Here is a 14901-nt window from a genome sequence, read left to right as displayed (position 1 = left end):
CTTATGCTGGCCTTTTTTTTGCATTCATGCACAATACACCCTTAGTTATTTAACTTAGTCTTCAATATGCCAATTTGGGTTGACGCCGACGCCTGCCCAGGCGTCATTAAAGAGATCTTATTCCGTGCTGCAGAGCGCACACAAATTGTCACAACATTGGTGGCCAATCAGTACATTGCTACACCGCCCTCTAAGGTCATTAGCATGGTGCAAGTAGGCTCTGGTTTTGATGTTGCTGATAATGAAATTGTTAAGCGAGTAGTGGCTGGAGATCTGGTGATTACATCTGATATTCCATTAGCTGCAGAAGTGGTAGACAAGGGTGCGCAAGCGCTTAGTCATCGCGGTGAGTCTTACACCAAAGAAACCATACGCCAGCGTCTTAATATGCGTGATTTTATGGAAACGCTGCGTAATAGTGGTGTTCAAACAGGTGGTCCTGGGGCTATGAATCATGCTGACAGGCAAACCTTTGCTAATAAACTAGATCAGTGGATTGCTAAGCAGCAAAGACATGAGCAGCAAGTTAAAACTCAAGGCTGGGAGGCAAATCTATGAAAATTGCAGATCTTTCAGGCTACCTCATTTATCCCAATCCAGATGAGGCCAGCCTCACTAGTCATGTCACTGGTCGTGACCACACCGGTACACAGGTTGAAGTAGATGTTGTCACTGAGCGAGGCCTTACGGTTTACCTTAACAAGCAAGAAATTGTAACCTTGATGACTTTGGGTGATCACCCAGAATATTTGGCTCTAGGATTTCTGCTCAACCAAAACATGTTGCGCGCTGATGATGTGGTTACAAGTATTGATTATGATGAAGACCTAGAGGTGGCGATCGTTCGCACTCAGCGAGAAACCAACTACGAAGACAAGCTGAAGAAGAAGGTGCGCACATCTGGCTGTGCCCAAGGTACTGTATTTGGCGATATTATGGAAAAGTTCGATACCATAAAACTTGCTCAAGAAACGCGCCTCCATACTAGTTGGTTATATCAATTATCTCGCCTAATCAACACCACTCCCAGCATCTACCAAAAGGCGGGAGCCATCCACGGTTGTGTCTTATGTCACCAAGCCCAGCCACTGGTGTATATGGAGGACGTTGGCCGTCACAATGCTATTGATAAAATAGCAGGCTACATGTTTAAACATGATATTAGTCCTGAAGATAAATGTTTTTACACCACAGGTCGCCTTACGTCTGAAATGGTGATTAAAACAGTACAGATGCGGATTCCTATATTGATATCTCGTTCAGGTTTTACTGCTTGGGGAGTGGATTTAGCCCGTAAGGCCGGCCTAACCCTTATAGGCAGGGCCAAAGGCCGAAAGTTTGTTGCCTTGGCGGGTTATGAACGATTAATTTATGATGTAGATGTTGGTCAAATAAATGATGAACCGCCACACAAGGGACAAGGTGCAGATGACAAGCGAAAAGGGCGCACAAATGCAGATTAAATCTAGCCAAATTGTTGGTGTTATTCTGGCAGGTGGGCTGGCTCGGCGCATGGGTGGTGGTGATAAGTCTATGCTCAAGTTAGGTGGACGACGAATTTTAGACTATGTGATTCAATCGGCTCATAGCCAGTTAGCAACGGTGATCATTAATGCCAATGGTGATCCAAAGCGCTTTGCAGAATTTAATGTGCCTATACAAGCTGATATAGTGCCTGATTTTGCGGGTCCTTTAGCAGGCGTGGTGTCTGCTATGGCTTGGGTGGCGCAAAACCAACCGCAAACCACACACATTATAACGTTAGCAGCGGATACCCCATTTTTTCCTGCTAATTACGTTACACGAATGCTAGAGGTAATGCAGTTAAAAGGCCAGCGCTTGGCTTGTGCCAGCTATCAAGGCCGGACCCAACCAGTATTTGGATTGTGGCCTGTAGACCTTTTCGACGACCTTTTTAAAGCCTTGGTAGAGGACGATATGCGCAAGGTCGACCGCTTTACTGCCCCTTATGGCGTTGCAGATGTGGCGTTTGATGAGTTAATTCACAATCCATTTTTTAACGTCAATACACCAGAAGACATTGTCATAGGCCAGCAAATACTTCAGAAAATGGGTGGCCAAAAGCGCTACAACAAGTGAGCCTCATTTATATGCTTGGACAAGAATACGCGGATGACTGATGTGTTGGTAACCTCGCTACACTGAAGCTTATAGTTCAATCCGCAGCATCTGGCGAGAATGCATCTGTTTGCTGGAATATGCTCACTTAGCTAATTAATTTGGCTGTAGCCGCCCTCATGTGCGTGAGGCCGGGCAAGTGTCACAAGAAGTTTGCCACGTGATTGTGAATAGTGATTGAGCTGCTTATCCGCAGTCATTAATCAATAGTTAAGCATCGCCAATACCAAAGCTAGCAAAGGGTATAAAGTCTACCAAACTACCTGCAGGTAGGCTGCTCGTGGCTTCATCGATTTCCACTAGGCCATCTGCACGAGTCATAGAGGTAAGGATTCCCGAGCCGTGTGAAGCGCTGCGTTTAAGTAATATCTCACCATTACTTTGTACGGCTTGATAAACTCGCAGCCACTCCCTGCGGCCAGCCTTTTTTTTGACATCAAAACCTAATTTTTGAAAATACGATTTAGGCCGTTTCCAGCCACCACCGCCGATGGCTCTGATGAGCGGTTGGCCAAACATGAGTGTACACACATTAGCAGCTACAGGGTTGCCAGGTAAGCCTAAGAAAAAGGCACTGGCTATCCGACCAAAAGCCAGGGGGCGACCAGGTTTAATGGCCACGCGCCAACCGTGAACCTCACCAATGTCCTCTAATACAGACGCCACATGGTCATGGGTACCAGTGGAGGCGCCTCCGGAGGTAATAATGAGTTGGTGGTGTTCACTGGCTGCACTTAAGGCATTGCGAACGGTGTCATAGTCATCGGCCAAAATTCCAAGATCAGTCACTTCACAATGCAGGCTTTTGAGTAACGCTTTAAGTAAGTGGCGATTTACATCATAAATACCATCCTCTGGTAGCTCTTCGCCTAGTTCAAAGACTTCGTTGCCCGTAGAAAAGAGCGCTACTTTAACGGTGTTGTAAACCTTAAGTTGGGCGTGGCCAGTTGCTGCAGCGAGGCCAATATCTTGGGGACGTATTTGCTGGCCTTGAGGAATAATAACGTCGCCAGCCTTAACGTCTTCACCTTGAGCGCGCCAGTTAGCGCCTTGCTTACAGTCACTTGGTAAGGTTACTGAATGCTTGGTAATGGAGACATTTTCTTGCATGACCACAGTGTTGGCCCCTAAGGGCATTCGTGCACCTGTTAATACTCTAATACAGTGGCCACTTTCTAGTGAGATCTTTGCACTGCCACCAGCGTTGGCCTCTGCTGTCATTAACGGTAAGGTTAAACCTTTTGCGGCGGCTAGATCTTGATAATAAAAAGCGTAACCGTCTACGGCAGCGTTATTGAACCTTGGGCTGTCGTATGAGGTGATGACATCTTGTGCTAAACGTCGGTTGATGCACTCATCAATGGCCAAAGTTTCATATGAAACTTGAGTTGAAACAGCCTGTTGCATCCGCTGCCAAACCAGTGAGGCAGGCAATAGTTGTTGATCAGGGCTATAGCAATCGTTACTGGCTATTGTTGGCTCATCCACTTTAGCCACAAGCCCTGTTTGGTGTAAGACAAATTCGGCCACTTGTTGAATGTTGTTAATGTCCAGTTGTGGCAGGGTGATGTCTAGGTTTTTTTTATCCGTTGCTATGGCTACGATATTAGGCATTTTATCAGCCAAAAACCCACGTTTGTTGAGGTTGCGTACTACCTCCAGCTTTGGGTGATCGGCATTCTTATACCCTTCCACAATCACTATGTCGCAGGGTTCAAACACGTCTAATAACTGGGCCAGTTTAGGCACCTCTTGGTCACGGTATTCGTGCATTAACGCCCAACGCTTTTCCGTGGCTAAAAGAGTTTCCACAGCCCCCGCTGCGCGATGGCGATAACTGTCGCGCCCAGGCTCATCAATGTCCACATCATGGTGGGCATGCTTAACAGAGGACACTTTATAACCCATTAATGTAAGCTGACTAATAAGTCGCTCTACCAGGGTGGTTTTGCCGTTATTTTTCCATCCGACAATGCCGAAAAATTGCATGCTTTGTTTACCTAATTTACGACTCAATTCAACCTAATTGTACTGCATTTTCAGCCTTGTGTGCCTTGGCTTAGGTTATATCTGCTGCATTAGTTTTTAGCAGTGGATTTAGGCCTTATCTGTAGGCTTCTTTTTGGGTCGCAATTGAATAAGAACTGAGGGCCAGCATTCAGCACAATATCCCAGCGAATATAATCCTTGTACAGCATTGCATCGAACACTAGTGGACAAACCAATGAAAAAGTATTCAGGCTTTAGCCTTTTTAAACATTCCCTTAGTCATCACGAAAACTGGCAGGCTGCATGGCGCAGTCCACAGCCTAAAAAACAATATGATGTGATCATTGTTGGCGGTGGTGGCCATGGTTTGGCAACAGCCTATTACCTAGCAAAGGTGCACGGTATTACCAATGTTGCTGTGTTAGAGAAAGGCTATTTAGGGGGCGGTAATACTGCGCGTAATACCACTATTGTACGCTCTAACTATTTATGGGACGAAGCGTCTAAGCTTTATGACCACTCGTTAGACCTATGGAAAGACTTAAGCCAAGACCTAAACTACAACGTGATGTTTAGCCAGCGTGGCGTTTTGAACTTAGGCCACAATCTGCAAGATATGCGCGACATCGAAAGACGCGTTAACGCCAACCGTTTAAATGGTATTGATGGCGTGGTATTAAATACTGCAGAAGTAAAAGAAATTGTGCCCGTTATCAACGATTCTCAAGACATTCGTTACCCAGTATTAGGCGCGTCTTGGCAGGCTACTGGCGGTGTTGCGCGGCATGACGCTGTGGCTTGGGGTTTTGCACGTGGTGCTGACAGCTTTGGTGTTGACCTGATTCAACAATGTGAAGTGACTGACATTATTACTGAAGATGGCGCTGTGGTGGGTGTACAAACAACACAAGGCTTTATTGGTTCAAAAAAAGTAGCGTGTGTTACAGCGGGTAATTCAGGCGTGATGGCCGCTATGGTTGGCTTGCGTTTACCCATTGAATCACGTCCGTTACAAGCATTGGTTTCCGAGCCAGTGAAGCCTATTATTGATACCGTAGTCATGTCTAACGCAGTGCACGCTTACGTGAGCCAATCCGACAAAGGCGACCTGGTGATTGGTGCAGGCACAGATTCCTACAACGGTTATGGCCAGCGCGGTAGTTTCCACATTGTAGAGCATACCTTGTCAGCTATTTGTGAGCTCTTCCCTATGTTTAGTCGTGTTCGGATGAACCGAGCGTGGGGTGGTGTGGTGGATACGTGTCCAGATGCGTGTCCTATTATTTCTAAAACTAATATCAACGGGTTGTACTTCAACTGCGGTTGGGGCACCGGTGGCTTTAAAGCTACGCCTGGTTCTGGCCATGTATTTGCCCACACTTTAGCTCATGATGAGGCGCATCCCTTTGCTGCACCCTTTAGCTTGGATCGTTTCAATACGGGTCATTTAATCGACGAGCATGGCGCTGCCGGCGTTGCTCACTAATTCTTGGTAATAAGGAAACTTACACATGCACCATATTTACTGCCCTTATTGTGAAGAAGCTCGTGAAGAGGAAGAATATTCCTACACTGGTGAAGCACATATCGAACGTCCAAAAGATCCAGCGGCCATCACTGATGAAGCTTGGGGAGACTATCTATTCTTCCGTTCTAACCCCCGTGGTATTCATCACGAAATGTGGTACCACGCAGCTGGTTGCCGTCGTTATTTTAACGTAACTCGCAATACTCAAAGCTATGAAATACATGAGACTTATAAAATGGGCAAGCTGCCAACGGTTACTGCAAAAACCATAGCCGCAGATACCCTAGCAGCCCAGCAAGGAGATGCCTCATGAGCCAAGTTAATCGCTTAGCAGCAGGTGGCCGTATTGACAGGTCTAAGCCAATGAGCTTTTCCTTCAACGGCAAAACCTTCCAAGGTTTTCATGGAGACACCTTAGCCTCAGCGCTATTGGCAAACGGTGTGGGCATTGTTGGCCGTAGTTTTAAATACAGCCGTGCACGTGGCATTTTAGGACACGGTGCAGAAGAGCCTAATGCACTGATGCAGCTGCACCAGGGTAATGCAGCTGTGCCTAACCCTCGGGCCACTCAAGTTGAGTTGTTTGATGGCTTAGTGTCGGGTAGCACCAATGGTTGGCCTAGCGTCGAGTTTGATCTAATGGAATGGGTTGGCAAAATTGGTGGCAAGCTTATGCCCCCCGGTTTTTACTATAAAACCTTTATGGCACCACAAAAAATGTGGATGACTTATGAAAAGTTTATCCGTAAAGCTGCAGGCTTTGGTAAGTTGTCTCTTGAGCCAGATCCAGATACCTACGATAAACTTAACGTTCATTGCGACGTAATGGTGGTGGGTGCAGGCCCTGCAGGCTTAGCGGCAGCATTAGAAGCAGGCCGCAGTGGCAAGCGTGTGATCATTGTGGATGAGCAAAACGAATTTGGTGGTACTCTTTTAGCCAGTAACCAAACGGTTGATGGTGTGGATGCAGCGGCTTGGGCGGAACAGGCCACAAATGAGCTAGTAGGGATGGCCAACGTTACAGTAATGCCACGCACCACAGCTTTTGGTTACTATGACCACAATTTTGTATGTGCCTTAGAACGCCGGACAGATCATATTAGCCCCGTTTCTGTTTCAGGCTCGCGCCAGCGCTTGCATCGTATTCGTGCTCATCAAGTGATTTTAGCGACAGGTGCTATTGAGCGCCCATTAGTGTTTGGCAACAATGATCTACCCGGCATCATGTTAGCTAATTCTGTGTCTACTTATATTAATCGTTATGCGGTAGTGCCTGGTCATCGTTGCATTGTGATGACTACCAACGATACAGGCTATCAAACAGCTCTAGATATCCAAGCTGCAGGCCGCACGGTTGTGGCTGTGGTGGATTCTAGACACGCACCAGATGGTCGCTTAGTTCAAGCCGCCAAAGCTGCTGGCATTGAAGTAATGACAGGGCATGGAGTGATAGAAGCTCAAGGTAGCCAGCGTGTTACTGGCGCTATTGTTGCGCCATTAGATGAGACTGGAGACAAGCTTACTGGCACAGGTAAGACCCTAAGCTGCGATCTAATTGCAGTGGCTGGTGGTTGGAGCCCAGTGGTTCACTTAAGTTGTCACACGGGTAGCCGGCCAGTGTGGCAAGACGATGTTGCTGGGTTTGTACCTGGTCCGACTATTCAAAATCAACATCTAGCAGGTGCCATTACTGGAGAGTACCGCTTATCAGAAGCTTTAAATGCAGGAATTAAAGCGGGTGCTGCGGCTGCTGGCACAGAGTCTGCCCAAGTATTTAACTGTGGAGACGAGTCAGAAGGTGCGGCACAAGCACTTTATTTAGTGCCACATACTAAGCCCAGTAGCCGTGCACCAAAGCAGTTTGTTGACTTCCAAAACGACGTTACTGCTGCAGGCATTGAGCTTGCTGCCCGTGAAGGTTTCCAATCTATTGAGCATGTAAAGCGTTATACGGCCATGGGTTTTGGTACTGATCAGGGTAAAACAGGTAATGTTAACGGTATGGCTATTGTGGCAAAAACGTTAAATAAATCTATAGCTGAAACCGGCACCACCATATTCCGTCCTGCCTATACACCAGTTACTTTTGGTGCTCTTGGTGGGCGTGATATTGGTGTGCTGTTAGACCCAGCGCGCCATACAGCGATGCATCCATGGCACTTGGCCAATGGCGCAGCGTTTGAAAACGTTGGCCAGTGGAAGCGCCCTTGGTACTTCCCTCAAGCTGGGGAAACTATGCAGCAAACACTTAACCGGGAATGTTTGGCAGTGCGAAACAGTGTTGGCATATTAGACGCGTCCACATTAGGCAAGATCGACATCCAAGGTAAAGATGCCCGTGAATTTCTAAATCGTGTATACACTAATGCATGGTCTAAGTTAGCACCAGGTAAGTGTCGTTATGGCTTAATGCTTAAAGAAGACGGCATGATTTTTGACGATGGTGTGACTGCATGTCTGAACGATCAACACTTCTTAATGACCACTACATCTGGCGGTGCAGCCGCGGTATTGGGCTGGCTAGAATTGTGGCACCAAACAGAATGGCCAGAGCTAGAAGTTTACTTTACGTCGGTAACAGACCAATGGGCCACATGCTCGTTTGCTGGTCCTAACTCTCGTAAAGTGCTGGAAAAGCTATGCACAGATGTAGATCTTTGTGCTGAGGCAATGAAGTTTATGGATTACCGCGAAGGTACTGTGGCTGGTATACAGTCACGCATCTTCCGTATTTCCTTTACTGGAGAGTTGTCCTTTGAGGTCAATGTGCCTGCTGATCAAGGCCATTATATGTGGAAGAAGCTCATGGAAGCGGGTGAAGAGTTTGGCATCACGCCATATGGCACCGAATCTATGCATGTATTGCGTGCAGAGAAAGGCTTTATCATTGCAGGCCAAGACACTGATGGCTCTATGACGCCTTATGATTGCTTAATGGGCTGGGCTGTAGGCAAAACTAAAGAATTTAGCTTCTTGGGTGAACGCTCTTTCAGTCGTCCAGACACCGCACGTGCAGATCGCAAGCAACTAGTAGGTTTAAAGCCTAAAGACCCCACAGTTGTGATCCCAGAAGGTTCACAAATTGTAATGGATCCGAATCAACCTATTCCTATGGATATGATGGGCCACGTTACGTCTAGTTACTGGAGTGAATGTTTAGGCCATGGTATCGCCATGGGCACGGTTAAAGGTGGATCAGAACGCATGGGCGAAACAGTATATTGTCCACAAGCAGATGGCCGAGTTTTAGCCGCTGAGATCTGTAGCCCCGTGTTCTATGATCCAAAAGGAGATCATCACAATGACTAGTTTATCAACCAATGTTTCAGTAGGGGATATGATGGAATCACCATTGCACCACCACGCAGACCACACTAATGCAACTGCTGGCGGTATAGTGATGGCAGAGGACAAGTTTCGCGGTCACCTAAACCTGCGTGGGAATCCTGAGGACAACGCATTTACTTCTGCGGTCGAGTCTGTTTTGGGCGTTGCATTGCCCTTAAAAGCTAACACTAGTGCGCGTAACGGCGATAGTGTGGTTTATTGGCTGTGCCCTAACGAATGGCTATTAATTGTTGCCAGTGGCACACAAGGACAAGTTGAAGTAGACCTGCGCCTAGCAATGGGTGATCAGCACATTGCAATCACTGATGTAAGCAGTGGGCAAACCTTGGTTAATTTATCTGGCTCTGGTTTAGCGCAATTGTTACAAAAATCTACTGTGTACGATTGCCACGCATCAAACTTTCCAGCAGGTAAGGTTGTACAAACTACGTTTGCCAAAACTGGCACTACCATGTGCAAGCTAGAAAATGGCTCTATGGATCTTGTAATCCGTCGTAGTTTTTCTGATTACTTTTTTCTTTGGCTACAAGATGCCAGTGAAGAGTATGGCTTACGAGTAGCCTAGGGTTTAATTACATGCCAAGGCCAGCTTATGCTGGCCTTTTTTTGTTTTTTGTTTTTTGTTCTGCCACATTATGCAAACATAAAATTCTCACAAAAAGTATGTGAAGGTAAAAAGGTCTTGGCACAATATAATCTAAAATAGCGAGGCCATTGAGATATTATAACTAATGAATATAGAGTTACGTTACTATCTAACCGTGTGGGTTTTAGAAGTGTATAGCCCCCTTAAAATTGTACCCAACTAAAGTGCCCCTTAAGTTGGGTATTATACGAAAGAGGTATCTATGAAAATAGTTGTATCAGAATTATGTTTGCAAGACAGGCCAGAGTGGGAAGCGCTTTATTACGCGTATGCTGAATTCTATAAAGTACCTATGGATCAAGACATACTTGATACGGTTTGGTTATGGATTTTTGACCAAGATAATGCATTTTATGCACTTGTAGCCAAGGATGATACAGGTTGCTGTTTGGGTTTAATGCACTACAGGGCAATGCCATCGCCACTTAGAGGAAAATTAGTTGGCTTTCTAGATGACCTTTTTATAAAACCTGAATACCGTGGCAAAGGTGTTGTGGATGCATTGTACCAAGCACTCAATAGTGATGCTGCTGATAAAGGCTGGCCATTTATTCGTTGGATCACAGCAGAAAACAATTACAGAGGACGTAGTGTTTACGATAAGTTATCAGATAAAACTCAATGGGTGACTTACCAAATGCCAGTAGAGTAACGGTGCAACACGATTAAATGCATTGGCAAGTAGGTTGCCTAGATCCAGCACACTGGCCAATGCCAGTGGTTGTGAGCAAGGGGCAATTCACTGTGCTGCTAGAGAGACAGGTAGGCTATAAGTAGGTAAAATAACGTCCTAGTGCTAGCCTTAACGATAGCCAAGTAACTTCATGTATTGGAAACCTTAGATGATTCGCATCAGTAACCTACAATTACCACTTGATCATAATGCTCTGGCGTTGAACCAAGCCATCTTGACGCGTTTGTCCATCCAAGCTGATGATATGTTGGACTATGTAGTTCACCGCCGAGGTTATGATGCCCGTAAAAAAAGCAACATCATGCTTATTTACACCCTCGATGTGAACACCAATCAAGACGACAGGTTGCTTGTTAGCTTTGCTGGCGACCAGCTAATTAAAGCCAGCCCAGACATGAGCTATAAATTTGTGGCCCATGCCCTTGCTGACCCTCAAACGCCTACTCAACTTAATCCACAAAAACGGCCCCTAGTAATTGGTTTTGGCCCTTGTGGTTTGCTGGCAGGCCTAGTGTTAGCCCAAATGGGATATAAACCTATCATTTTGGAGCGCGGTGCGGCAGTGCGCCAACGCACCAAAGATACCTTTGGATTTTGGCGTAAAAAGGTTCTTAACACAGAATCTAATGTGCAATTTGGTGAAGGGGGTGCAGGCACATTTTCTGACGGTAAGTTATACACCCAGGTAAAAGACCCGAATCACTATAGTCGCAAAGTATTAGCTGAATTTGTAGCTGCTGGTGCGCCAGAAGAAATATTATTTGTTAGCAAACCTCATATTGGTACCTTTAGACTGGTGTCTATGGTGGAAAAAATGCGTGCTCAAATTGTTGCGCTAGGTGGAGAAGTTCGGTTTGATGTGCGGGTAGATGATGTGCATATTGAAGATGGTCAAATTAATGGGGTAACTTTAGCTTCTGGCGAAGTGATTCACTCTAATCATGTGGCATTAGCCATAGGCCATAGCGCAAGAGACACCTTCAAGATGTTATTTGACAAGAATGTGTACATAGAAGCCAAACCCTTTTCTATAGGCTTTCGTATTGAGCACCCTCAATCAGCTATAGATGAGGCTCGCTTTGGTAAGAACGCCGGTAATGAGATTTTAGGTGCTGCAGACTACAAGCTAGTGCATCACTGTGATAATGGCCGCTCAGTCTATAGCTTTTGCATGTGCCCAGGTGGCACAGTGGTAGCTGCAGCTTCTGAGCCTCATCAAGTAGTGACCAATGGTATGAGTCAGTATTCACGTGCAGAACGCAATGCCAATAGTGCTATTGTGGTGGGTATCGATCCTTCTGATTACCCAGGTGATGCTTTAGCGGGTATCGAACTACAGCGTAAACTAGAGCGCAAAGCATACCAACTTGGTGGTGAAAACTATGATGCTCCAGCTCAACGAGTGGGAGATTTCCTTAAAGGTAGGTCATCGCAAAAGTTAGGCAATGTTGAGCCTTCATACAAACCTGGTATAAAACTGACAGATTTAGCGGATGCGTTACCTGATTTTTGTATTGCGGCTATTCGTGAAGCTATTCCGGTGTTTAATCGTAAAGTAAAAGGCTTTGCTTTGGAAGATGCCTTGCTTACAGGGGTTGAAACACGCACCTCAGCGCCTATTTGTATTAAGCGTGGTAAAGACATGCAGAGCATTAATACCCTGGGCTTATACCCTGCAGGAGAGGGCGCAGGGTATGCAGGAGGCATTATGTCTGCAGCTATTGATGGTATTAAGATAGCTGAAGCTATGGCCTTGAGTATGAATCAGCCCTAATTTGAAGAGGCTCTATAGGTGGCCCATGAATGGTTAATGAGTGACTCATGGGTGCCGTGCGACATATCGATCTAAATTAGCGTTAAGGTGCAGGCTCAAATTTTTAACTTGGGTTATGTCTCCTTAGTAACCTATAAATAACGTAAGAGTAAACAATGCTAGCAACCTATTCATTCGCCATCTGGGGCCTTTGGCTCATATTACTCACTGTGCTTATTCAATATCAGGTAGCTTCAATTGCTCATCGCAAGCAAAAGCATTATGTGCCTGGCATAGTTGATGATAAATTGAGTCATGAATCATTTGTATTTCGCAGCAACCGCACATTTTTAAACTCTAATGAAAATTTATCGATGATGTTTGGCCCAGCGCTACTGGGCATGCTGGTAGGTATGGATGCCTATTGGCTGGGTATATTAGTATGGATTTATGCTATTGCTCGAATTCTGCACATGGCATTGTATTATGTGATGACTACAGAAAAGAACCCTAGCCCTCGCAGTTACTTTTACTTAGTAGGCTCGGCGGCCAACTTGGTATTATTCGTTATGCTCGGCCTACACTTAGCTGCTTAAGTAATAGTGTGATGGTGATCAAGCAGTATGGCTCTCAAAATTTTTGGTAAATACCTTGTTGGTTGAGGTAATGCCCTTTAATCATTAACAGTATTGCTGAGTGCCATAGCTGGGACAAGGCCCGCTTTTGTATGTTTATAGGCTGGTCTTTTCCTGCCCCAGTGCATTAGGTATTACAAAAAGACGCGTTCATAGGTCCACAGAATACCGATCAGTGATATTAAAATTGAGGTTGGGATAACCACCCATTGGCGATAACGCTGTGGGTTTTTGAGTAACCAAAAGACTAACAAAAAGGCAGTCGCAATCACTGCTAATTGTCCCGCTTCAACACCAAGGTTAAAAAATATTAAGGCTGTTAAAAAGTCTGACTCAGGCAGTCCAAGACCTGATAAGACCCCAGCAAAGCCCATGCCATGCAATAAGCCAAACAAAAAGACAATCACCACACGCCTCGTTTTAAGCTCTTTAACAAATATGTTCTCAACACCAACAGCGACAATAGACAAGGCAATAAGTGGCTCAATGACACTGGGTGAAAGGCTGATAGCGCCATAAATAGTTAAGCCTAAGGTGATGCTGTGAGCCAGTGTAAATGCCGTGATTTGCAACAATAAAGGGCGAAGTCGCACACTGAGTAAAAATAGCCCCAACACAAATAGGATATGATCTGTACCCTTTGGTACGATGTGCTCAAAACCTAAAATGGTATATTCAACAGCCACTTGAGAAAACGGTTTGGCGACATAAGCTGTGTTTAATTCAAATTTAGGGCTCGTTGCACCTTTAGTTAACCAATGGGAGGTTTTCTCCAGTGGCGTTTTATCATAGAAAAAGTGTGCGATATTGTTGCCAAAATGTTGTGGGTACTGCCAAGTAACATACTGATTAACGGACTGATCCGTTTGCTGTTTAGCAGGGGGGATTAATGCCAATAAATAAAGGTCAGATAAGCGTGAGTTATTCAAATTTCCGATTTCAGGAATGCCAAGTTTAACGAATGATAAATCACTTTTAATCGAATCGAACGCCAAATTAAACTGAGATATAGTAGCCTCAGCAACCAATTCAAATTCACTACTTAGCTGCTTTGAAGACAGCGCTCTTAACTGGTTGTAACGCTCTGCTTGGGGCGAATCATCAGTATCGTCATGGTTTGAGCCAATGCCTGCAATAAGACTTTCTAAGTTTGTTTGAATGTGTACCTTTACCAAACCATTTTGGGTAAACTCTAAGTTCACTATAGCTGGGCGCAATTGATGCGCTTCAGCACTTTGCATCAACGGCAATAGGCTTAACATTAATAACACTGATCGAAAAAAAACCATGAAACTATTAGGCTTTTTATTTTTTAGCATTGTTCTGTCCATTAGCACGACCATTCGTGCGCACGAGTTTTGGTTAGAGGCTATACCATTCTATCAAAAAATTGGTAGCACAACAGAAATTACGCTTAATGTTGGCCAACAAATGGATGGCCAATTACTGCCTAACATTCCTGCTTGGTATCGCCACTTTGACGTGATTACAGGAGAAGGATTAAAGCCTGTTGGCGGCGAGTTAGGGCGTGATCCGGCGGGGTACATAAACATTCAAACACCTGGCATTTATGCTATCGGTTATGAAAGTACAAAAAAAACAGTTGACTTAGAACCAGAAAAATTTGCTAGTTACTTGAAAAAAGAAGGCTTAGAAAAAATTATAAACCGCCGTAATGAACTGAATGAGAGTAATAAAAACGGATTAGAAATTTATTATCGTAACGTTAAGGCATTAGTCAAAGTAGGTGATAAAACTGACGTTAATTTTTATAACTATGATTTTAATTACCCACTTAATATAAATCCGTTACAAAATCCTTATGAACTCGCTGAGGCCGATGAGTTAGACGTTCAACTGACCTTTAAACAAAAGCCTGCTGCAAATTTATTGCTCCATGCGAAAATAAAAAATAAACCTAATTTTCAGTTCAGCATTCGCACTGATGCCCAAGGTTATGCCACTGTCCCTCTCAGCCAAAAGGGTGTTTGGTTACTTCACACAGTTGAAATGATACGGTCTGAGCAACAAGGCATCGATTGGGAAAGTTATTGGGGAAGCTTAACGTTTGAAATCCGATAATATAAAGGAAAAACGTGAGTGGCTTTTAAAGAATAATGGCTGGGCTTTACTTTTTAAACTAGTGATAATAAAAAACAGTTTCTAACG

The 14901-nt window shown here is 44.9% G+C and carries 13 protein-coding genes; 11 read left to right on the top strand and 2 right to left on the bottom strand.

What is annotated here, in order from left to right:
• The first annotated feature begins 66 nt into the window (after nt 1-66).
• The 3 genes from ABXT60_RS09210 to mobA are packed head-to-tail and all read left to right on the top strand — an operon-like array spanning nt 67 to nt 2100.
• Nucleotides 67-558 (top strand): YaiI/YqxD family protein, encoded by a 492-nt coding sequence (locus ABXT60_RS09210; RefSeq protein WP_443629852.1) that lies wholly within the window; start codon nt 67-69, stop codon nt 556-558.
• The gene (locus ABXT60_RS09205) at nt 555-1463 is read left to right on the top strand and encodes a formate dehydrogenase accessory sulfurtransferase FdhD (RefSeq protein ID WP_443629851.1); all 909 of its coding nucleotides are present in this window, start codon (nt 555-557) and stop codon (nt 1461-1463) included. The genes ABXT60_RS09210 and ABXT60_RS09205 overlap by 4 nt, the downstream gene beginning before the upstream one ends.
• On the top strand, nt 1429-2100 hold the full coding sequence (gene mobA / locus ABXT60_RS09200; RefSeq protein WP_443629850.1) for a molybdenum cofactor guanylyltransferase MobA: 672 nt from the start codon (nt 1429-1431) through the stop codon (nt 2098-2100). The genes ABXT60_RS09205 and mobA overlap by 35 nt, the downstream gene beginning before the upstream one ends.
• A 249-nt stretch (nt 2101-2349) precedes the next feature.
• On the opposite strand, the gene ABXT60_RS09195 is transcribed toward mobA, so the two are convergent.
• Entirely contained in the window at nt 2350-4128 is a 1779-nt protein-coding gene (locus ABXT60_RS09195) for a bifunctional molybdopterin-guanine dinucleotide biosynthesis adaptor protein MobB/molybdopterin molybdotransferase MoeA (protein WP_443629849.1), read from the bottom strand.
• 235 nt (nt 4129-4363) lie between these two features.
• Between ABXT60_RS09195 and ABXT60_RS09190 the strand changes: the two genes are divergently transcribed.
• The 7 genes from ABXT60_RS09190 to ABXT60_RS09160 all read left to right on the top strand — a co-directional run bounded on the left by ABXT60_RS09190 (nt 4364) and on the right by ABXT60_RS09160 (nt 12693).
• A complete protein-coding gene (locus ABXT60_RS09190) occupies nt 4364-5614 on the top strand; it encodes a sarcosine oxidase subunit beta family protein (RefSeq protein ID WP_443629848.1) in 1251 nt (416 codons plus the stop codon).
• Between the two features lie 25 nt (nt 5615-5639).
• Nucleotides 5640-5969, top strand: coding sequence for a sarcosine oxidase subunit delta (locus tag ABXT60_RS09185; protein ID WP_443629847.1), 330 nt, complete (start codon nt 5640-5642; stop codon nt 5967-5969).
• Nucleotides 5966-8965, top strand: coding sequence for a sarcosine oxidase subunit alpha family protein (locus ABXT60_RS09180; protein ID WP_443629846.1), 3000 nt, complete (start codon nt 5966-5968; stop codon nt 8963-8965). The genes ABXT60_RS09185 and ABXT60_RS09180 overlap by 4 nt, the downstream gene beginning before the upstream one ends.
• Nucleotides 8958-9569 carry a sarcosine oxidase subunit gamma gene (locus ABXT60_RS09175; RefSeq protein WP_443629845.1) on the top strand — a complete coding sequence of 204 codons (612 nt, stop codon included), beginning with the start codon at nt 8958-8960 and terminating at the stop codon, nt 9567-9569. Before ABXT60_RS09180 ends, ABXT60_RS09175 begins: the two co-directional genes overlap by 8 nt.
• A 283-nt stretch (nt 9570-9852) precedes the next feature.
• On the top strand, nt 9853-10302 hold the full coding sequence (locus ABXT60_RS09170) for a GNAT family N-acetyltransferase (RefSeq protein WP_443629844.1): 450 nt from the start codon (nt 9853-9855) through the stop codon (nt 10300-10302).
• A gap of 190 nt (nt 10303-10492) precedes the next feature.
• Nucleotides 10493-12118, top strand: coding sequence for an NAD(P)/FAD-dependent oxidoreductase (locus ABXT60_RS09165; RefSeq protein ID WP_443629843.1), 1626 nt, complete (start codon nt 10493-10495; stop codon nt 12116-12118).
• Between the two features lie 155 nt (nt 12119-12273).
• Complete coding sequence (locus tag ABXT60_RS09160; RefSeq protein ID WP_443629842.1) at nt 12274-12693, top strand: MAPEG family protein; 420 nt, start codon at nt 12274-12276, stop codon at nt 12691-12693.
• A 173-nt stretch (nt 12694-12866) separates the two neighbouring features.
• On the opposite strand, the gene ABXT60_RS09155 is transcribed toward ABXT60_RS09160, so the two are convergent.
• Nucleotides 12867-14051 carry a HupE/UreJ family protein gene (locus ABXT60_RS09155; protein WP_443629841.1) on the bottom strand — a complete coding sequence of 395 codons (1185 nt, stop codon included), beginning with the start codon at nt 14049-14051 and terminating at the stop codon, nt 12867-12869.
• Here ABXT60_RS09155 and ABXT60_RS09150 point away from each other — a divergent pair.
• Nucleotides 14020-14814: a DUF4198 domain-containing protein gene (locus ABXT60_RS09150; protein ID WP_443629840.1), complete on the top strand. Its 795-nt coding sequence runs from the start codon at nt 14020-14022 to the stop codon at nt 14812-14814. The genes ABXT60_RS09155 and ABXT60_RS09150 overlap by 32 nt on opposite strands.
• Nucleotides 14815-14901 lie beyond the last annotated feature (87 nt).

The organism is Candidatus Njordibacter sp. Uisw_056 (assembly GCF_047730085.1).
Classification (GTDB): Bacteria; Pseudomonadota; Gammaproteobacteria; order Pseudomonadales; family Balneatricaceae; genus Njordibacter.
The sequence above is the reverse complement of the archived record's forward strand: the minus strand, read 5'-3'. Positions and strand labels throughout refer to the sequence as shown.